Raw genomic sequence first — 234 nt, forward strand, 5'->3', positions numbered from 1 at the left:
TTATGCGGTATTAGCTACCGTTTCCAGTAGTTATCCCCCTCCATCAGGCAGTTTCCCAGACATTACTCACCCGTCCGCCGCTCGCCGGCAAAGTAGCAAGCTACTTTCCGCTGCCGCTCGACTTGCATGTGTTAGGCCTGCCGCCAGCGTTCAATCTGAGCCATGATCAAACTCTTCAATTTAAGTTTGATGCTCGTGAATTAAACTTCGTAATGAATTACGTATGTTCACTCA

The 234-nt window shown here is 48.3% G+C and carries 1 rRNA gene; it reads right to left on the reverse strand.

Annotated elements, in window-relative coordinates:
* A 16S ribosomal RNA gene (locus KW829_RS22840) occupies positions 1–182 on the reverse strand; the annotation flags it as partial.
* Between the last annotated feature and the right edge of the window lie 52 nt (positions 183–234).

This window comes from Enterobacter sp. ENT02 (assembly GCF_019219165.1).
Lineage (GTDB): Bacteria > Pseudomonadota > Gammaproteobacteria > Enterobacterales > Enterobacteriaceae > Enterobacter > Enterobacter mori.